The 20,814-nt window shown below is 52.0% G+C and carries 10 protein-coding genes and 1 tRNA gene; all 11 read left to right on the forward strand.

What is annotated here, in order from left to right:
- Nucleotides 1-57 precede the first annotated feature (57 nt).
- Nucleotides 58-912 (forward strand): DUF3316 domain-containing protein, encoded by an 855-nt coding sequence (locus ACESTD_RS02640; protein ID WP_005830316.1) that lies wholly within the window; start codon nucleotides 58-60, stop codon nucleotides 910-912.
- A 44-nt stretch (nucleotides 913-956) separates the two neighbouring features.
- Nucleotides 957-1,973 carry a S41 family peptidase gene (locus ACESTD_RS02645; RefSeq protein ID WP_085931088.1) on the forward strand — a complete coding sequence of 339 codons (1,017 nt, stop codon included), beginning with the start codon at nucleotides 957-959 and terminating at the stop codon, nucleotides 1,971-1,973.
- Nucleotides 1,974-2,049: 76 nt separating this feature from the next.
- Nucleotides 2,050-2,131 (forward strand) — tRNA-Leu (locus ACESTD_RS02650).
- A gap of 168 nt (nucleotides 2,132-2,299) precedes the next feature.
- Nucleotides 2,300-5,164, forward strand: coding sequence for a hypothetical protein (locus tag ACESTD_RS02655; protein ID WP_005830320.1), 2,865 nt, complete (start codon nucleotides 2,300-2,302; stop codon nucleotides 5,162-5,164).
- A 178-nt stretch (nucleotides 5,165-5,342) separates the two neighbouring features.
- Nucleotides 5,343-8,366: a TonB-dependent receptor gene (locus ACESTD_RS02660; protein WP_272195614.1), complete on the forward strand. Its 3,024-nt coding sequence runs from the start codon at nucleotides 5,343-5,345 to the stop codon at nucleotides 8,364-8,366.
- A gap of 18 nt (nucleotides 8,367-8,384) precedes the next feature.
- Entirely contained in the window at nucleotides 8,385-9,935 is a 1,551-nt protein-coding gene (locus ACESTD_RS02665) for a RagB/SusD family nutrient uptake outer membrane protein (protein ID WP_034529274.1), read from the forward strand.
- Between the two features lie 12 nt (nucleotides 9,936-9,947).
- On the forward strand, nucleotides 9,948-12,047 hold the full coding sequence (locus ACESTD_RS02670; protein ID WP_009037724.1) for a family 43 glycosylhydrolase: 2,100 nt from the start codon (nucleotides 9,948-9,950) through the stop codon (nucleotides 12,045-12,047).
- A gap of 17 nt (nucleotides 12,048-12,064) precedes the next feature.
- The gene (locus ACESTD_RS02675) at nucleotides 12,065-13,456 is read left to right on the forward strand and encodes a glucoamylase family protein (protein WP_034529406.1); all 1,392 of its coding nucleotides are present in this window, start codon (nucleotides 12,065-12,067) and stop codon (nucleotides 13,454-13,456) included.
- Between the two features lie 119 nt (nucleotides 13,457-13,575).
- The gene (bglX, locus tag ACESTD_RS02680; RefSeq protein WP_005830329.1) at nucleotides 13,576-15,867 is read left to right on the forward strand and encodes a beta-glucosidase BglX; all 2,292 of its coding nucleotides are present in this window, start codon (nucleotides 13,576-13,578) and stop codon (nucleotides 15,865-15,867) included.
- 137 nt (nucleotides 15,868-16,004) lie between these two features.
- Nucleotides 16,005-19,040 carry a TonB-dependent receptor gene (locus ACESTD_RS02685; RefSeq protein WP_195288344.1) on the forward strand — a complete coding sequence of 1,012 codons (3,036 nt, stop codon included), beginning with the start codon at nucleotides 16,005-16,007 and terminating at the stop codon, nucleotides 19,038-19,040.
- A gap of 83 nt (nucleotides 19,041-19,123) precedes the next feature.
- Nucleotides 19,124-20,644 carry a RagB/SusD family nutrient uptake outer membrane protein gene (locus ACESTD_RS02690; RefSeq protein ID WP_119979541.1) on the forward strand — a complete coding sequence of 507 codons (1,521 nt, stop codon included), beginning with the start codon at nucleotides 19,124-19,126 and terminating at the stop codon, nucleotides 20,642-20,644.
- Nucleotides 20,645-20,814: the final 170 nt, after the last annotated feature.

Consider the following 20,814-nt stretch of genomic DNA (forward strand, 5'->3'; position numbering starts at 1 on the left):
GGACGGAAATGAAGTATTAGTGGCTAACGATTACTAATTTGTAATTGATAATTTAATATGTACATATACAAGATAATAATCCTATGCGGACTGCTCTTGGGAAGTGTCGGACTGAAAGCACAAGAAGCACAATGCAGCATCGACCGGAAGCTACGGGCTGACTCCACCAACCGTAACCGTATTATCACCCGTGCCACCATGTATGGTGTCGGCTTCACCAACGTGTTCGACACTTATCTTTCACCTCAGGAGTATAAGGGAATCGATTTCCGTATCTCCCGCGAAAGCATGCGGATGACACGGTTGATGGACGGCAACGTGTCTCTGCAAACTTTCTTCCAGGCAGACTTGGGATATACACACAACAAAGTAGACAATAACAATACATTCTCCGGACTGGCCAACTGGAACTACGGCCTGCATTATAATTTTCCAATCACGGGCAATTTCAAACTGCTTGCCGGAGGAGTCGGCGACTTCAACGGTGGCTTTGTCTATAATCTGCGCAACGGAAACAACCCCGCCCAAGCACGTGCCTATATCAACCTTGCCGCATCTGGAATGGCTATTTGGGACTTGCGCATCAAGAACCGTCCCATCACACTACGCTATCAGGTAAATCTTCCTTTGGCAGGTATCATGTTCATGCCCAACTATGGACAGTCCTACTACGAGATATTTACGTTAGGACATTGGGACGGAGTAGTGAACTTCACCTCCCTGCACAACCAGCCCTCTCTGAGACAAATGCTGACCGCAGACTTTCCGGTGGGACGTGCCCGGATGCGTTTCGCTTACATATGGGACGCACAACAGTCCAAAGTAAATGAAATAAAGACACATACTTACTCGCATGTATTCATGGTGGGGTTCGTAAAGGAACTCTATCTGTTTCCTAACAAGAGAAAGTAAAAAGTGACAAGGTGATAAACGATAAGATGATAAGGATAATGTGCATGAAAAGAAGATATATTTTAATAATTTGGAGTATCCTACTCACGTTATTGCCCCTATTGAACGGATGTATTCGTGAGGAAGAGTTCGACAATACCCCACAAGGCAATTTCGAAGCCTTGTGGAAAATAATAGACGAACAGTACTGCTTCCTGGACTACAAGCAAATAGACTGGGATGCCATCCATGACAAGTATCAGCCACTCATTACCCCGGGAATGAGCTACGACGGTCTATTTGAAATATTAGGTAACATGCTTGCCGAGTTAAAAGACGGACATGTCAACTTGTACTCTTCTTCCAACATGGCGCGCTACTGGGACTGGTATCTGGATTATCCTCGTAACTTCAACGAAAGTATCATTGAAAAGTACCTGGGAAGAGACTACCGCATTGCTGGAGGCGCCAAATATACCATATTGGAGGACAACATAGGATATATCTATTACGGTGATTTCTCCAGCGGCATCGGAAACGGCAACCTGGATGAGATTCTGTTATACCTTTCCGCTTGTAACGGCCTGATTATCGACGTGCGCAACAATGGTGGCGGCAACCTGACAAACGCCACCCGAATGGCACAACGCTTCACGAATGAAAAAGTACTGACGGGATATATTCAGCACAAGACCGGCAAAGGCCATAGCGATTTTTCAGATCCGACTCCCATTTATGTGGAACCTTCCAACAGTATCCGCTGGCAAAAAAAGGTAATTGTCCTGACCAACCGTCATTCCTATAGTGCAACCAATGATTTTGTCAACTCCATGCGCTGTTTTCCCAATGTCACCCTGGTTGGTGACAAAACCGGCGGCGGGTCGGGCCTGCCATTCTCTTCGGAACTGCCCAACGGATGGGGGGTACGCTTTTCTGCCAGCCCGCACCTCGATGCCCAAAAACAGCATATCGAGTTCGGCATCGACCCGGACAAGAAAGTGGATATGAGCAAAGAAGATGAGAACAATGACTTGGACACCATCATTGAGGAAGCAAGAAAAATACTGAAAGTGACTTTCTAAAACGACTTTATCTACAAAACAATTTGCCAAAACGAAAATTCTTTCTATCTTTGCTCCCGCTAATCGGAATTATTCCGCGGATGTGGCGTAATTGGCAGCCGCGCCAGACTTAGGATCTGGTGCCGTGAGGCGTGTAGGTTCGAGTCCTATCATCCGCACAATCCCTATAATAAATTTCAAAAGACAAACAACTAAGAGGGGAGGATATTCATTAAGAAACATCCTCCCTAACCGCTTCAAGTACCTTTTTTATCTCATCAAAACACAATATTTAGAATACTTATTGTATCTTTGCTTCCAAGAAACACTTCGATTAACCTGAAAAAATGAAACAAAATACGATAAGACCGATGCTTTTCAAGTATTGGGTAGTGTGCCTTCTATTGTTCATCCTCTTCATCCAGGCCAGGGCTTCTTCCTTCATGCCCGCCGTCACCAACTATCTTGCCAAAGACTATGAAGCCGGTTATCAGAACTGGGCATGTGCGCAAGGCAGCAACGGCGAAATGTATTTCGGCAACAGCCAGGGGCTCCTGGTATATGACGGTTATCGCTGGACTCTCCACAAAGTGCCGGGGAACCATATTGTCCGTTCGGTGTATGTGAAAGAAGACCGTATCTATGTGGGGGCATTCGAGGAATTCGGCTATTTCAAGTATTCGGAGGCAGGCACTCTCCGGTACCATTCTTTGAGCAAATTCCTGAAAAATTTCCCCATGGAGAACAACGAGATATGGAACATTGTAGAGCTGGACGGTCGCATCTACTTCCAGTCGTTCAGCGCCTGGTTCTCCTACGACGGGAAGATGGTACACGCTTTCCGCAACAGACAGCAACAGCCGCTCTACTTCTACACCCAAAACGGACATATCTACACACAGATGATTGATGAGGACTTCTATGAATTCGACGGCAAGGATTTCCTTCATCTCTTCCCCCGCAGCCAAGTGAACGATGACAATGTAGTGGCATTACTGCCCGACGGGGACGACAGCTTCCTGATGGTCACAGAGAATAACGGATTGTTCCGCTACAACGGTGACATCACCCCCTGGAAAACAGACATTGATGCAGAGCTGAAGAAACAGCGGGTGAACCGCGCCGTCATGACCAATGATTCCATATTCATGATAGGTACAGTCTTGAATGGCATATACGCCATCGACCGCAAAGGACATTGCCTCTGGCACTTCAATCTGGATAACCGTCTGGACAACAACACAGTCCTGGGCTTGTTCTGTGACAAAGATAACAACGTATGGGCAGCATTGGACGACGGCATCGCATACATCCACCACAACTCACCCGTCATGCTGCTGACTCCTGCCAACCATGAAACCAAACTGGGCATGGTGTACGACATAGCCCACCGGGGCGACTGTTTCTATCTGGCCACCAACCAGGGCTTGTACGAATACCACCAGGTTACCGAGAATCTGCGCCTGCTTCCCCATACTGAAGGACAGAACTGGTATGTGAAGGACATTGACGGGCAACTCTTTGCAGGCAACAATGCCCATACCTTATTAATAGGCGAAAAAGGGAATGTTTCCGTCATAAGCAATACCAACAGCAGTACGTGTCTGATAAAGTGCACCCTCTATGGCGAAGAGATACTGTTGGAATCATCCTACGCCAATTTGCGTATCTATAAAAAGAAGAACGGGCAATGGACCTTTTCGCATGTCATAGACGGCTTCATTGCACCGGTCATGCACTTGGAGGTGGACCAAAGCGGTGTCATCTGGGCTTCACACATGTATCAGGGAGTCTATAAAATAGTCTTGAGCGATGACTTGTCGGCTGTAAAAAGCGTACGGCACATCTCCCATTTAGGCTCGGAATATATCATCGGCCCTATCCAAGTAATGAAAATGCGAGGACGTATCGTCTTTTCCAGTCCCAACGGCTTCTATACCTATGACGACATCACCCGGCAGATTATCCCCTTCCAAAAGCTGAATGCCATTCTGCCTTACATCAGGAATGCTCATTCTGTGGTATCCGTCACGAACGACCGCTTCTGGCTGTCCGGTTCACATGAGTACGTATTGGTAGAGTACGCAGAAGGAGAGTACATCGTGAAGCAGCGCATCCTCATCGAACTGTTTGATTCTCCATGCATAGAGAACTACAACAATGTGTTCGTCGACAATGACGTCGTCTATTTTAATCTGAACAACGGAATCGCCAGTTACAGCAAAAACACAGACAGCCTTAGTCCTACTCTGGAGTCCGCCCTCTCACTGAGCTCGGTCACTGCTTCCTCTTCCGATAAAAAGGAGAAACGCCTGCCTCTGTCTGGAAATGTCGAACTGGAAAGCAATTACCGGGATTTGCTGTTCTCAGTAAGCCTGCCGCATTACAATAAATTGTCCGTACATTTCCATTATGTCCTGCAAGGAGGACAAGGCATGGCGCTGACATCGGACCTGAAAGAGCCCGAAATCCGCTACGGTAGCCTGGATTACGGAGAATACACATTCCAGGCAGAAGCCTATAATGATTTGGGACAGAAAATCGGTGAGGTGGAATATCATTTTGCCATAGCCCGCCCTTTCTACCTCTCCTATTATGCCTTTGCGCTCTATCTCATAGTTCTCACAGCGCTTGTCTACTTTTTCTCCAAGTGGCGCGCCAACCGTGCCATGGAAAAGAAACGGAAGGAGTATGAGGCAGAGCAGGTGCAGCAGAACATCAAGATGCGCGAGCAGGAGCATCTGATAACTCTGCAGCAACAGCAATTGCTGGAAGCCGAGTTGTCGGCAAAGAGTAAAGACCTTGCCAGCATGGCACTGGGTGTATTTGCCAAGAACGAGGTCCTGGAGAAACTTCGTACTGTCGTACAAGAGTCCCTGGTGAAAGGGCAATATGGACGCAAGAACCTCGAATCTCTGCTGAAGCTCATCAACGAAAACATCGAGACACAGGAATTTTGGGATGTATTCCAGAACAATTTCGACCTGATTCATGAGAAATTCTTCCGTAATTTGCGCGAACGTTATCCCAGTCTTACCGCTACCGACCTCCGTTTTTGTGCGCTGCTGCGCCTGAATCTTTCTACGAAAGACATTGCGCAAATGACCAACCTCACTATCCGGGGAGTAGAGGCAGCACGCTACCGTTTGCGCAAGAAACTGGATATCCCCGACGGAACGGGATTAGTGGATTTTCTCATCGACTTGAAATAAAGCGGCTACAAATCATTCAATCATAACAAACTGATTATTAGAAACAAGTAACACGAAAACGTAGTAAAACGGTACCCATTTTTACCCTAAACGTATTATCGTGGTAGTGTTTTTTTTTGCCTTACTTACCGTAATTACTTCCTTTGCCGGCAGAATTATTAACTCTTAAATTTAGTTTATGAGAAGGCAAACTTTATTTCTTCTATTCATGATTTTGTTCTCATTGCCACTGACAGTTTTGGCACAAGGAACAAAGACAGTTAAAGGAACTGTTGTTGATCAGAACAACGAACCGATTATTGGAGCCACGGTTGTAGTAAAAGGCTCTACTATTGGAGCAGCTACCGACCTCGACGGTAACTATGTACTGAACGGCGTCCCCGAAGACGCAACTCTCGTATTCAACTATTTGGGCATGTTGCCGCAGGAAATAAGCGCTGCGGGACAATCCGTCATTAATGTAAAGCTACGTGAAGATGCACAACTACTGGAAGAAGTTGTTGTTATCGGTTACGGTTCGGCCAAGGCGAAAGACCTGACGGCCCCGATTGACGTTGTCAAAGAGAAAGAACTTATCAATGTTCCTACCTCCTCCCCGATGGCAGCATTGCAGGGAAAGGTACCGGGTGTTAACATCATCAATTCGGGAACGCCGGGCGAAGGTCCTAAAGTGACCATCCGTGGTATGGGTTCCTTCGGTGACACTTCTCCTCTCTATGTAGTGGACGGAATGTTCTACGACAACATCAACTTCCTGAACAATTCCGACATTCAGGACATGACCATCTTGAAAGACGCATCCGCATCTGCCATCTACGGTGTACGCGCCGCCAACGGTGTTGTAATCATCACCACCAAGAAAGGAAGCCGCAACCAGGATGCCAAGATTACCTATAACGGTTATGTAGGTATTCAGAAAGCCACCAACCTGCTGGAGATGTGTAACTCTCACGAGTATGCCACCATGATGTTGGAAGCCAACCCGGAAGCTTACCGGTCGATTTTCGAAAAGTCAGTAGCCGAATTCGGAGGCAATATGGAAAACCTGCAATTCAATGCCGATACCAACTGGTATGACGAACTGCTGCGCACAGCCATGATGACCAACCACAGCCTGAACGTCTCCGGTGGTACGGAAAAGGCAACCTACTCTGCCGGCATGAGCTATCTGGCACAAGACGGTATCATGGACGTGGAAAACTACTACCGCCGTCTGAACTTCCGCGCCGCCCTTGACTACGAAGCCCGCAAATGGCTGAAGATAGGTTTCAACGGCGTGTTCAGCAACTCGCAGCAGCAACTGCCCAAGAATGCCGCATGGCAACAGGCATACAACACACCGTCCATCATCCCGGTGTATGACGACCGCCGCGACGACACGGTGTTCCCCAAAAAGTACACATCACCCGAGCAAGTGGGCCTGACCAACAACTTCAACAACCCCATAGCCACTGCCAACTATTACGACAACCGGAACGAGACCTACCAAGTGCTGAGCAACTTCTATGCACAACTCAACCTCATCCCCGACAAGCTGAACATACGCAGCAGCTACAGCTACGACTACTCGATGATTCGCGGTTCCGAGTTCACCCCTACCTACTATGTAGGCACCAACCAGAAGAAAGAGGTTACCGAACTCACCAAGAAGAACACCAACTACTACAAATGGATATGGGACAACGTTGCCACCTACACCGACAAGTGGGGCAAGCACTCCTTTACCGGCATGCTGGGCGCTTCCATGCGCCAAGAGCAATACCGCCTGCTCGAAGGTACTGCCACCAACGTACCCGAAGGTGCAGACGTATGGAAATACATCGCACTGGGCAACAAGGAAGGCGCTACGGTGAAAGACGACGGCTGGAAATACCGCGGCCTCTCCTATTTCACCCGGCTGAACTATAACTACAACGACAAGTACATGCTGATGTTCACTTTCCGTGCCGACGGCTCGTCCAAGTACAACGACAAATGGGGCTACTTCCCCTCCATCGGTGCCGCATGGGTCATCTCGCAGGAACCGTTCATGAAGAACCAGAACATCTTCGACTACATGAAGCTGCGTGCCAGCTGGGGTAAGCTGGGTAACGACAAGATTGCCGCCAGTGCAGGTTTCGCAAGCATACAGAACGTACAGTCCGTATTCGGCCCCAATACCGCCATCGACGGATTCATCAACACCACCAACTTCAGCTGGCTGGGTTGGGAAGTAGTGAACGAAACCAACGTGGGCATCAACTTCAGCACGCTGAAGAACCGCCTGAATGCCGACATCGACTGGTACTACCGCCTGACCGACAACGCCGTGATTTCGCCCAAGCTCCCGATGAGCGGAGAGCTGCTGGCAGGCAACAACGGACAGATTCTGAATACCGGTATCGACCTCTCCTTGAACTGGAACGACAAAATCGGCAAGGACTTCAATTACAACATCGGTGTCAACCTCTCTTATCTGCACAACGAAGTGAAAAGCCTGAAAGGAAACATGAAAATCATCAAAGGCGGAAAGACCGTGAATATGGTGGGCGAGACGATGAACTCATTCTATGGCTACAAGGTCATCGGCATCTACCAGACTCCCGAACAATGTGCCGCCGACCCCATCGCCGTGGCCAACGGACTGGAACCCGGCGACTTCATCTACCAGGACGTGAACGGCGACCATGTGATAGACGGAAATGACAAGCAGGTATTGGGCTCGTACGTGCCCAGCTTTACTTATGGCTTCAACGCGGGATTCTCTTACAAGAACTTCGACTTCAGCCTCTCTACCTACGGACAGGCAGGCGGCGAACTGTGGAACCGCAAGCGCGCCCTGCGCTATGCAGCCGACTACTATAACTTTGACCGGGCTCAGTACGAGAACCGCTGGACGGGTGCAGGCTCTACCAACGAACATCCGTCTGCCAAGGCTCTTCTCAAAACCTGGAACAAGTCGGACAGCAACAACGCTTCCTATTTCGTGGAAAGCTCCGATTACTTCCGCATCCAGAACATCACGCTGGGCTACTCGTTCAAGAACCTGAAGATAGGCAGCTACGTGATGCCGGGACTCCGCCTCTCACTGACCGCCGACCGCCCCTTCACTACCTTCAAGGCGAACAGCTTCACACCCGAAGTGTCGGATGCCGAAGGTTGGGATACCGAAGTATACCCTCTGACTTCAACCTATACTTTCGGAGTGCAAATAGATTTCTAAACCCTAAAACGTAAAACAATGAAATTCTTAAAGAAAACATTCGCATATATACTTCCCGCCATGATGGTGCTGGGAGGAGCCACCGCTTGCACCGATTTCATAGAAATCGATCCGGAGAACAAAGTTCCCGAACAAGGCGTAGACTTTACCAACAAGAACAATATGTACCAACCCGTAGTGGGTGCCTACTCCAAAGTACGCACACAGGGCATGCACTGGTGCAACGCACTATTGATGTTCACCCGCGACGGTGACGTGTGGTCGGGCCGTACCGACGACCAGGGCGATGCCGTGACCTTCGGACGCAAGTTCAACTATAACAACTCCTTCTGGGCGCTGAACCAGGTATGGATGAACTTCTACGACATCATCCGCATCACCAATGCCGCCCTGCAAAGCCTCGACAGCTATGCCGAACACCTTGCAGCAGGAAGCGAAGACTACAAGACCTACGAATCCTATTGCGGCGAAGTGCGTACCATCCGCGCATGGGCCTACTACTGCCTGGTGACCAACTTCGGCCCCACCGTCATCTACCGTGACAACCTGCAGACCGATTTCCGCCGTTCTACCGTAGACGCCGTATATAATTATATGCTGGAAGATTTGAACTATGCCATCGGAAAACTGCCCCGCATGCGTCCCAACCAGATGGAGCACAAGGGAGCCGTGACAGCCTTCACCGCCCAAGCACTTGCCGCCCGCGTCTATCTGCTGAAAGGAGACTATGCCCAAGTGGAGACTCTGACCGACGACATCATCAAGAATGGCGGATTCCGTCTCTACGATGACTTCTACCAACTGTTCAAGATTCCCGGAAAGTTGTGTGACGAGTCTTTGTTCGAATGCCAGGTGACGGACTACGGCAATGGTTCGGGCGATTATCTGGGCGTAGACCAGTGGTTCAACTTCCAGGGTCCGAACATGGCAGAGAAGTATGTTGAAGTAGTGAACGCAGATGGCACCATCAGCTACAAGCAGGCCGAAGGAGCCAAGTCCATAGGCGGCTGGAACTTCATCGGCTACGAACCCGAGTTCGTGGCATGGGCCGAAGCCCGTGGCGAAGGTGTGCGTGCCGAGACTTCTTTCCTGAAAGCCCTGAGCAAGACACGCGAGGGTTGGCAGGTAGGTCCCACATCGGCCACCAAGACCGACTGTTGGAACGGCAAAGGTTACCTTCCCTACAATCAGATGACTCTTCCACGTACGACCTACGGAGCCAACAACAATGTGCGTATCATCCGCTATGCCGAAGTGCTGCTGATGAACTCCGAAGCCAAAGTCAGACTGGGCAAGGATGGAGACGCAGGCTACAACGAAGTGCGCCGGCGTGCAGGCATGAGCACCAAAACCGGTGTTACCCTGAAAGACGTGATGGACGAACGCCGGATGGAGCTTTGCGGCGAATGGTGTGCCCGTTATGTGGACTTGGTGCGTACCGGCGATGCCGCCACCGTACTCGGTCCCAAAGGATGGACAGCAGAAAAGACTTATTGGCCCATACCGGCCAACCAGTTGGACGACCTTCCCGACCTGAAGCTGGAACCCATTGACGGAATTGCCGAATAAATCCGCTCCAATATGGTAAAAAGATTCCTAATCAGTTGTGGAATAGCCTTTGCCGCTCTGGCGGCAAAGGCAACCCCTGACGATTCCATCAAAGTGGTGAAGGGGCAAGTCAGTGACTATTACATCACTGTAACCCAAGACCGTATCGTAAAAGGACACGTACTGGACACCAACCGCCAGCCACTCGCAGGCGCCACAGTCATGTTCTTCGCAAGTCCCATGCACAATACCACTGCCCACGACGGCAGCTTTGCCATCAAAGGAGCGAAGAACGACGTGCACCTGTATGTCTACTATCCCGGGAAAAAGATAGTGAACAGAATCCTGGCACTGGATGAAACCGATATTGAGGTAGTGATGGAAGAAGAGGTACACAAGGCAACCGCAATCCGCCGTCCCGCCCAGGCGACCCGGTGGTATGACCCGCAGGCGCCTCTGTCGCGCACCTTCTGCAATCCGATGAACATCAGTTATAACTTCGAGCCTTTCAACAACAATGTGCGTCCCAACGGTTCGTTCCGTTCCTCTGCCGACCCGATGGCGGTGGAATACAAGGGAGAATACTTTCTGTTCTCCACCAACCAGGGCGGTTTTCACTATTCCAGGAACCTGGTGGATTGGGATTTCGTTCCTGCCGGCTTCCAACGCAAGCCTACGGACGACGACCAGTGCGCGCCGGCAGCCTATGTAAGCGGTGACACGCTGTTCTATACCGGCTCCACCTACGAAGGCCTTGCCGTGTGGTACAGCACACACCCCAAAACGGGACGTTTCAAACGTGCCATCGAAAAGAATGTGCTTCCCACATGGGACCCCTGCATGTTTCTGGACGATGACGGCAGACTGTATATGTATTATGGCTCCAGCAATGAATATCCGCTAAAGGCGGTGGAACTGGACCGGAATGATTTCTATCCCATCAGCAAGATTCACGACGTGATGATGCTCCGCCCGGAAGAACACGGCTGGGAACGTTTCGGAATGAACAACGATGACGAGGTGACGCTCCGCCCATTCACAGAGGGCGCTTACATGACCAAACACAATGGCAAATATTATTTCCAATATGGTGCTCCGGGCACTGAATTCAAAGTCTATGCCGATGGCGTATATGTTTCGGATTCCCCGCTGGGCCCGTTTGTCTACCAGAAGCATAACCCGATGTGCTACAAGCCGGGCGGTTATGTGCAAGGTGCCGGTCATGGAGGCACGTTCTGCGACGTGAAAGGCAATTACTGGCACGTGGCCACCTGCATGCTCTCCCTGAAGTACAAGTTCGAACGCCGCATCGGTCTTTATCCGGTGGCTTTCGACAAGGATGGTGTCATGTATTCGTCTACTGCCTTCGGCGATTATCCCAACTGGGCAGAACCGATGGACGTAAAGAACCCTGCAGAGCGTTTCACGGGATGGATGCTTCTGTCCTACGGCAAACCGGTGGAGGTATCATCTACGGATAGCATCCATGCAGCTTCCAACCTGACGGACGAAAGTATGCGCACCTACTGGGCAGCCCGTTCCGGCAACCCCGGCGAATGGGCCGGGATAGACCTGGGCAGTACAAAGAATGTACGTGCCGTGCAGTTGAACTTCTACGACCATAAAGCGGTTCAATACAACCGTGCCATGGATATTTATCACCAATACCGTATTTTTGCTTCCGAAGACGGAAAAGAATGGACATTGGTCATAGACAAGAGCGACAGTGACAAGGATTGTCCGCACGACTACATCGAGCTCAACGAGCCGTTGCGTGCCCGTTATCTGAAATACGAGAATGTGCACATGCCTACGGGAAATGTCGCCTTGTCCGGCTTCCGCGTCTTCGGGAACGGTGACGGCGATGTCCCGCAAGCCGTGAAAGGACTGACTGTGAAACGTGACAGGAAAGACCGCCGGAATGCCCTTATCTCCTGGCAACCCGAAGCAAGCGCCTATGGCTACAACATCTACTACGGCACCGCCGAAGGCAAGATGTACAATGCCATCACGGTACTGGGACAGACGGAATATGACTTCCGCGGACTGGATGCGGACACGGACTATTACTTCACTATCGAGGCGCTGAACGAAAACGGCCGTTCGCCATTGTGCAAGATGACAAAAAATTAAACACAAGAAATAAAGATATGAAAAAACCAATAATGATACATGTGCTGGCTTTGTTCCTGATTTCCACATTGGCGGGCTGTGCATCCTGCTCTTCCGACTTGAAGGAAAACGGGAAAGAGAACGGAAAAGAGGAAAAGCCCGACACAGAGGAAGTACGTCCCGAATCATTCGCTTCGGATGACGAAATGCTTGATTACATCCAGAAGGTACATTTGAACTACATGTGGGACGGTGCGGAACCGACCTCCGGACTGGCACGCGAACGCATCCACCTGGATGGGGATTATCCCGAAAAGGACCAGAATGTTGTCACCACCGGCGGCAGCGGATTTGGTATAGCCGGACTGCTGGTAGGCATCGAACGCGGCTTCATCCCCAGGGAAGAAGGCGTGAAGCGCCTGACCAAGATTGCCGATTACCTGAAACGCGCCGACCGCTTCCACGGCGTATGGCCCCATTGGTTGTACGGCCCTACCGGCAAGGTGAAACCTTTCGGACAAAAAGATAACGGCGGAGACTTGGTGGAAAGCTGCTTCCTGATGCAAAGCTTGCTTTGCGTACGCCAATACTTCCGCGACGGCAACGAGCAGGAAAAGGCGCTGGTAGAGAAGATTGACCAATTGTGGAAAGAGATGGAGTTCAGCTGGTATCAGAATGGCAAGGATGTCATCTACTGGCACTGGTCTCCCGAATACAACTGGGAAATGAACTTCCCGCTGGAAGGCTACAACGAAGCATTGATTGTGTATGTGCTCGCAGCCTCCTCCCCCACTTATCCCGTTCCGGCTTCAGCCTACCACAACGGCTGGGCACGCGGCGGCGGCATCAAGTCCGACTCTGCCCCCTACGGCCTGCCTTTGGAATTGAAACACAACGGAGCCGAGAAACTGGGCGGTCCCTTGTTCTGGGCACAATACTCGCACATCGGTCTGGACCCGCGCAACCTGAGCGACCGCTATGCCAACTACTGGAACGTGGTGCGCAACCATGCCCTCTCCAACTACCGCTACTGCGTGGAGAATCCCAAACAATACAAAGGTTACGGCGAGGACTGCTGGGGACTGACCGCCAGCTACTCTACCAAAGGCTATGCAGCCCACTGCCCGGGCGACAACGACCATGGTGTCATCACACCGACAGCAGCCTTGTCCAGTTTTCCCTACACACCGGAGGAATCCATGCGTGCACTGAAGTATTTCTATTCCAAAGGCGACTGGATTTGGGGCAAGTACGGATTCTACGATGCCTTCTCCGAGGGAAGTGACTGGACGGTACCCCGCTATCTTGCCATCGACCAATGCACCATTGCCCCGATGATTGAGAACTATCGTTCCGGCTTGTTGTGGAAACTCTTCATGAGCTGTCCCGAGGTTCAGGAAGGATTGCAGAAGCTGGGATTTAAGGCTTAGGGATTTACGATTGAAGTTAGTATGCGACATGATGGAGCAGCTAAGCTTAAGTTGAATTTCTATATCACTATTCCCCTCCCCCTTCAGGGGGCCGGAGGGGATAATCAAAATTATATCATATGAAGAAATACACATTATTAGCAGCCTTGGCTTTCTCTGCCCTCACCGTGACGGCAACGCCCAAAGAAAACACATCCCAAGGCAATCCGCAGGAGATGGATAAATTCATTACGGAGCTGATGGGCAAAATGACGCTGCACGAGAAAATCGGTCAGCTCAACCTGCCGGTAACGGGAAACATCGTCACCGGACAAGCCAAGAGCAGCGACGTTGCCGGTAAAATCCGCAACGGTGAAGTCGGAGGTCTGTTCAACCTGAAAGGCGTGAAGAACATCCGCGAAGTGCAGAAACTTGCCGTAGAGAACAGCCGCCTGGGCATCCCCTTGCTGTTCGGTATGGACGTGATTCACGGTTACGAAACGGTATTCCCCATCCCCTTGGCACTCTCGTGCAGTTGGGACATGGAGGCTATAGAGAAATCGGCCCGTATCGCCGCCATTGAGTCGAGTGCAGACGGTATCTGCTGGACGTTCAGCCCGATGGTGGACATCTGCCGCGATGCCCGTTGGGGACGTGTATCAGAAGGCAACGGTGAAGACCCCTTCCTGGGTTCAGCCATTGCACAAGCCATGATTCGCGGTTATCAGGGCAAGGATATGAGTGCCAACAACGAGATAATGGCTTGCGTAAAGCACTTCGCACTGTATGGTGCCGGAGAAGCCGGCCGCGACTACAACACGGTGGATATGAGCCGCAACCGTATGTTCAACGAATACTTCCCTCCCTACAAGGCTGCCGTAGAAGCCGGTGTGGGTAGCGCAATGACCTCCTTCAATGAAATTGACGGAGTACCCGCCACTGCCAACCACTGGCTGCTGACCGACGTACTGCGCAACCAATGGGGCTTCGACGGCTTCGTGGTGACAGACTATACAGCCATCTCCGAAATGATAGACCACGGAATCGGCGACCTGCAGGAAGTATCCGCACGTGCCTTGACCGCCGGAACAGACATGGACATGGTAGCCGACGGATTTATCGGCACACTGGAAAAATCCCTGAAAGAAGGCAAAGTGACTGAGGCCGACATTGACAAAGCCTGCCGACGCATCCTAGAAGCCAAATACAAGCTGGGACTGTTTGCCAATCCGTATAAATACTGCGACGTGAAGCGTGCCGAAAAAGAAGTGTTCACTCCCGAACACCGTTCCATCGCCCGCCAGATTGCCACAGAGACATTCGTACTGCTGAAGAACCAGGACAATCTGCTGCCCTTGCAACGCAAAGGCAATATCGCCTTGATTGGCCCGCTTGCCAACACCCGTGCCAACATGCCGGGCACTTGGAGTGTGGCAGCCACAGCAGACAAATACAGCACCCTGCTGGAAGGTTTCAAGAATTCTGTCGGCTCCAAGGCCAACATTCTCTATGCACAAGGCAGCAACCTGATGTACGATGCCGACTACCAGACACGCGCCACGATGTTCGGCCGTGAACTGCCCCGTGGCAATGACCAAGAACTGCTGGACGAAGCCCTGAAAGTAGCCGCACAAGCCGATGTCATTGTAGCCGCCCTCGGCGAGTCCTCCGAGATGAGTGGTGAGAGCAGTAGCCGTTCCGAACTGGAAATGCCGGACGCACAGCGCCACCTGCTGGAAGCATTGCTGAAAACGGGCAAACCCGTAGTATTGGTATTGTTCTCCGGACGTCCCGTAGTGCTGACTTGGGAGAATGAAAATGTTCCTGCCATCCTGAATGTATGGTTCGGAGGTAGTGAAGCTGCAGACGCCATTGCCGACGTAGTGTTCGGAGACGTTTGCCCCAGCGGTAAGCTGACCACCACTTTCCCGCAGAATGTGGGCCAGTTGCCTATGGCATACAACCACAAGAATACCGGCCGTCCTCTGAAAGAAGGCAAATGGTTCGAGAAGTTCCGCAGCAACTACCTGGATGTGAGCAACGACCCGCTGTATCCTTTCGGCTATGGCTTGAGCTACACCACCTTCCAGTACAGTGACATCACGCTCAGCTCCAAGCAACTGAATGCGGACGGCAAGCTGACCGCTTCCGTAACCGTAACCAATACGGGTAACTACGATGCAGATGAAATCGTACAGCTCTATATCCGCGACTTGGTGGGCAGCATTACCCGCCCCGTGAAAGAGCTGAAAGGCTTCGAGCGCATCCACCTGAAAAAAGGCGAAAGCAAGCAGGTGACCTTCACCATTACCCCCGAATTGCTGAAGTTCTACAACTACGACATACAGTATGTATACGAACCCGGCGAGTTCCATGTAATGATTGGACCCAACAGCCGCGATGTAAAGACTACGAGTTTTGAGTTGAAATAGGTATAGTTTTGCTTTTAGGTAAGAGGGCAGTCCGCGAAAACCGGGCTGCCCTTTTTTAACACCGTCACCAAATCTTTTTTGCATTTTGATTGTTCAGAGGAGAAACTGAATGATTTATCCACTAAAAAATCAATGTAATGAAGAAGAACCTAAACCTTCCCAAGAAGAAAACCGGAAGACTGAGAAACCTATTTCTGACGGTGTGCCTGCTGGCAAGTGTCGCTGCATCGGCGCAGGAGAAAACAGTAACCGGTACCGTGACCGATGCCCTGGGTGACCCGCTGATTGGTGCCACCGTATTGGTGCAGGGAACCTCCAATGGCGTGATTACCGACATAGACGGCCGGTACTCCATCCAGGCCACCCCGGAGAACACATTGGATTTTTCCTATGTAGGCATGGTGAAGCAAGCTGTCAAGGTAGGCAGCCAGTCGGTAATCAACGTCCAGATGAAAGACGACTCGCAGATGCTGGCCGAAACCGTTGTCATCGGTTATGGCAGCGCCAAAAAGCGAGACCTTACGGGCTCCATCACCAACATTAAAGGCGACGAAATCGCCAACAAGCCGGTGGTCAACCCCGTATCCGCACTGCAAGGAAAGATTGCCGGCGTGCAGGTGATAAACTCCGGCAAGGCAGGCTCCGACCCGGAAATCCGTGTACGCGGAACAAACTCCATCAACGGCTACAAGCCACTCTATGTGGTGGACGGACTGTTCAACGACAACATCAACTTCCTGAATCCGCAGGACATCGAATCCATGGAGATACTGAAAGACCCGTCGTCGCTCGCCATCTTCGGTGTGCGCGGTGCCAACGGCGTGATTATCATCACCACCAAGAAGGCGAAAGAGGGACAGACACGCGTCAATATCAACGGCTCGTTCGGTTTCAAGTCCATCACCGACAAAATTGCACTGACGGATGCCGAAGGCTTCAAACTGCTGTACAACGAACAGTTGAGGAACGAGGGCAACCCGGAATACAACTTCTCGGACTGGACGGGAAACACCAACTGGCAGGATGAAATCTTCCAGACTGGGTTCATCACCAACAACAACATCAGCATCACGGGTGCCTCGGACAAGAACAGCTTCTATCTCGGTGCGGGCTATGCTTACGAGCAAGGCAACATCAAGCACGAGAAGTACAGCAAAATCACGCTGAACATCAGCAACGACTATAAAGTGACGGACAACCTCAAGGTAGGTTTCCAATTCAACGGGGCACGCATGCTGCCCGCCGACACGAAGAGCGTTGCCACTGCCCTGCGCGCAGCTCCGGTGGCGCATGTATTCAACTCCGAGTATGGCCTCTACACCTCACTGCCCGGATTCCAGAAGGCACAGATGAACAACCCGATGGTGGACGTAGACCTGAAGGCGAATACCACGAAAGCCGAGAACTACCGTGGCTCGGGCAACGTGTACGGGCAATGGGATTTCCTGAAACACTTCCAGTTCAAGGCCATGTTCTCCCTGGACTATGCCTCGAACAGCACACGGACATACACCCCGGTTATCCAGGTATATGACGCAAGCGTCGAGGGAGACATAGCCACGCTGGGCAACGGCAAGACCGGAGTGTCCCAAGCCAAAGAAACGGAAATGAAGGTACAGAGCGACTATCTGCTGACCTACACCAACTCCTGGGGAGACCACAGCGTGACGGCCACAGCCGGTTTCACCACCTACTACAACAAGCTCGAGAATCTGAACGGCGCCCGTACCCAAGGGGTAGGCCTGGTCATTCCGGACAATCCCGACAAATGGTACGTAAGTATCGGCGACGCAGCCACCGCCACCAACGGCAGTACGCAGTGGGAGCGCTCCACCGTGTCCGTGCTGGCACGCGTGCTCTACAACTACAAGGGCAAGTACCTGTTCAACGGCTCCTACCGCCGCGACGGTTCTTCCGCCTTCTCCTACACCGGCAACCAGTGGCAGAACTTCTACTCCGTCGGCCTGGGCTGGCTGATGAGCGAGGAAGCATGGATGAAGGACATCACCTGGCTGGACATGCTGAAACTGAAAGGCTCGTGGGGCACACTGGGCAACCAGAACCTGGACCGCGCCTATCCCGCCGAACCGTTGCTGACGAATGCCTACTCCGCCGTGTTCGGCACCCCGTCCGCCATCTACCCGGGCTACCAGCTTGCCTACCTGCCCAACCCCAACCTGCGCTGGGAGAAGGTGGAAGCCTGGGAAGCCGGTGCAGAAGCCAACTTCCTCCGCAACCGCCTGCACTTTGAAGGGGTGTACTACAAGAAGAAGACCAAAGACCTGCTCGCCGAAGTGCCGGGCATCTCGGGCACCGTACCGGGCATCGGCAACCTCGGCTCCATCGAGAATTCGGGCGTGGAGCTTGCCTTGAGCTGGCGCGACCGGATAGGCGACTGGAACTACAACATCGGTATGAACCTTGCCACCATCAAGAACAAGGTACTGAGCCTCGTGCAGGAAGGCTACTCCATCATAGCCGGAGACAAGCAGCAGAGCTACACAATGGCAGGATACCCCATCGGCTACTTCTACGGCTACAAGGTGGAAGGCGTCTACCAGACCCAGGAGGAGATTGAGCACTCTCCCAAGAACACACTGGCAACCGTCACCCCGGGCGACCTGAAATTCCGCGACGTGAACGGTGACGGAGAAATCACCACGGCAGACCGTACGATGATTGGTAACCCCACCCCCGACATCACCTACGGCTTCACGCTCGGACTGGGTTACAAGAACTGGGAGCTTGCCGTTGACATGATGGGGCAGGGCGGCAATCAGATTTACCGCACGTGGGACAACTACAACTGGAGCCAGTTCAACTTCATGGAGCAACGCATGGACCGCTGGCACGGCGAAGGGACCAGCAACACCCAGCCACTGCTGAACACCAAGCATACCATCAACAATCTGAACTCCGAGTATTACATAGAGGACGGCTCCTTCTTCCGCATCCGCAACGTGTCGCTGGCGTACAACTTCGACAAGGCGCTGATTTCGAAGATAGGCATGCAGGCACTGAAGCTCTACGTGAACATACAGAACCTGAAGACCTGGAAGCACAACACCGGATATACCCCGGAACTGGGCGGCTCGGCCATCGCTTTCGGGGTGGACGACGGCAGTTATCCGATGCCGGCGATTTATACGTTCGGATTTAATCTGACGTTCTAAAAGCCCTCCCCTAAATAAGAAAGAGTAACTTCAAACCTCCCCCGCCCCCTTCAAAGGAAACGGGGAATGAAAAATATAAATTTATGAAACTGATAAAATACATATTTACATTGCTGGTGGGTGCAACAGCCCTCTCACTGACATCCTGCAACGACTTCCTGGACCGCGACCCGCTGGGGCAGTTCACGGAAGATGACTCTCCTAACGCCCTTGTAGGCGGAAAGATATTCAACGTCTACTACCTGATGCGCTCGTACGATATCACTGCCGGTATTCCTGCTTTTATGGTGCACATGGTGCGCAGCGAGGACTCCGAGAAAGGCAGTGATGCCGGCGACGGCAGCAACGAGGCCGCCATGTGGGACGACTTCGAATACACTGCCTCCAACGGCCCTCTGAGTGCCTATTGGGGACAGAACTACAAAATCATCTACCAGTGCAACGAAATCCTGGACGACATTGAGAAGAGCGGACACAAGGACGACACCGAAGCCATCCGTAACCGTGGCGAAGCGCTCTTTTTCCGTGCCTGGTGCTACTTCAACCTGGTACGCGCCTTTGGCGAAGTGCCGCTGGTCACCATCAAGGTAGTGGAAGCCTCCGATGCCAACGTGCCCAAGACCACGGCGGAAAAGATATACGAACAGATTGACAAAGACCTGACCGAAGCCGAAGAATGCCTGCCCCTGCGGTGGGACAGCGACTATACGGGACGGCTGACCTGGGGCGCCGCACGCTCCCTGCACGCACGCACCTATATGATGCGGAACGATTGGGACAATATGTACACAGCCTCCACCGAAGTGATAAAGTCGGGCATCTACAACCTGAATACACCGGTCGACAAAGTCTTCACCGTAGAAGGGGAGAATTGCGGCGAGAGCATCTTCGAACTGCAATGCGAAGCCACCGACGCCATGAAAGAGGATGCCAGCATCGGCAGCCAGTTCTGCCAGGTGCAAGGGGTGCGCGGAGCCGGCGAGTGGGACCTGGGATGGGGCTGGCACATGGCCACCAAACTGATGGGAGAAGCCTTTGAGCCGGGCGACCCGCGCCGGAACGCCACATTGCTCTACTTCCGCCGCAGCACGGACGAGCCCATCACACCGGAGAATACCAACCAGCCTTATGGCGAGTCACCCGTATCCACCGCCATGGGTGCCTACTTCAACAAGAAGGCCTACACGGACCCGACACTGCGCCGCAAGTACAGCCGTATGGGTTTCTGGGTAAACATCCGCCTCATCCGCTATCCGGACGTGCTGCTGATGGCTGCCGAAGCCGCCAACGAGAAAGGGCTGACGGGCGAAGCCGCCGGGTATCTGGAACAAGTACGCGCCCATGCCCGCGGCACACTGGCAAACGTGCTTCCGAAGGTAGAATCTGCCAGCCAGTCCGTGCTGCGTGACGCCATTCGCCACGAACGCCGCGTAGAGCTGGCATTGGAACCCGACCGCTTCTACGACCTCGTGCGCTGGGGCATTGCCAAAGAAGTGCTGCAAGCTGCCGGAAAGAATTACCAGGACAAGAATGCACTACTGCCTCTGCCCCAGACAGAGATAGACAAATCGAACGGAGTACTGGTACAGAACCCCGACTATTGATACCCGGCCAAAGGAAACAGCCGATCCAATCAATGGCAAAAGGTCTATTTCATAACTTGCTTTCAATCAAAGCATTGTTACTGCAAAGAGCTGCAAACTTTTTGCAGTGGCACTGCAAAAGTGTTGCAGTAGCACTGCACAACAGTTGCAGTGTCGCTGCAAAGCAGTTG

The organism is Bacteroides sp. AR20 (assembly GCF_964250605.1).
In the GTDB taxonomy this organism is placed as follows: domain Bacteria; phylum Bacteroidota; class Bacteroidia; order Bacteroidales; family Bacteroidaceae; genus Bacteroides; species Bacteroides uniformis.

Excerpts from the sequence above, each read along its gene's own strand:
- ACESTD_RS02685 (WP_195288344.1), top strand. The coding sequence starts at position 16,005 with ATGAAGAAGAACCTAAACCTTCCCAAGAAGAAAACCGGAAGACTGAGA.
- ACESTD_RS02665 (WP_034529274.1), top strand. The coding sequence starts at position 8,385 with ATGAAATTCTTAAAGAAAACATTCGCATATATACTTCCCGCCATGATG.
- ACESTD_RS02670 (WP_009037724.1), top strand. The coding sequence starts at position 9,948 with ATGGTAAAAAGATTCCTAATCAGTTGTGGAATAGCCTTTGCCGCTCTG.
- ACESTD_RS02675 (WP_034529406.1), top strand. The coding sequence starts at position 12,065 with ATGAAAAAACCAATAATGATACATGTGCTGGCTTTGTTCCTGATTTCC.
- ACESTD_RS02645 (WP_085931088.1), top strand. The coding sequence starts at position 957 with ATGAAAAGAAGATATATTTTAATAATTTGGAGTATCCTACTCACGTTA.
- ACESTD_RS02660 (WP_272195614.1), top strand. The coding sequence starts at position 5,343 with ATGAGAAGGCAAACTTTATTTCTTCTATTCATGATTTTGTTCTCATTG.
- ACESTD_RS02655 (WP_005830320.1), top strand. The coding sequence starts at position 2,300 with ATGAAACAAAATACGATAAGACCGATGCTTTTCAAGTATTGGGTAGTG.
- ACESTD_RS02640 (WP_005830316.1), top strand. The coding sequence starts at position 58 with ATGTACATATACAAGATAATAATCCTATGCGGACTGCTCTTGGGAAGT.
- ACESTD_RS02690 (WP_119979541.1), top strand. The coding sequence starts at position 19,124 with ATGAAACTGATAAAATACATATTTACATTGCTGGTGGGTGCAACAGCC.
- bglX (WP_005830329.1), top strand. The coding sequence starts at position 13,576 with ATGAAGAAATACACATTATTAGCAGCCTTGGCTTTCTCTGCCCTCACC.